General features: G+C 51.2%; 1 protein-coding gene. It reads right to left on the bottom strand.

What is annotated here, in order from left to right:
* Positions 1 to 22: 22 nt before the first annotated feature.
* Positions 23 to 252, bottom strand: a 230-nt coding sequence (locus tag AC6UD4_RS07365) for a hypothetical protein (RefSeq protein ID WP_500709659.1), incomplete at its 5' end; no start/stop codon positions are given.

Raw genomic sequence — 252 nt, 5'->3', positions numbered from 1 at the left:
GGCTACGACAGATAATAACGGTTTAGTTAACCCATTCCTCTTCGTAGTTCAATTGCCAGTGCCGCGTGACCCATGCCTGCGCGGCTTCCATTGCCGTTGTCTTCCATTTTTTAAGATTCTGGAGTATTGACAGTGCGGCAAGCGGCTTGCTCGGATCACGTTCGACGCGGATAACCTCTGCCGATACTTCAATAATCGGCTTTTCCTCGCCGAGGATTTTGAGCTTGACCTCAGAACCGACCGGTGGAAGGA

The organism is Fructilactobacillus sp. X3R5C2, from assembly GCF_059901175.1.
The sequence above is the reverse complement of the archived record's forward strand: the minus strand, read 5'-3'. Positions and strand labels throughout refer to the sequence as shown.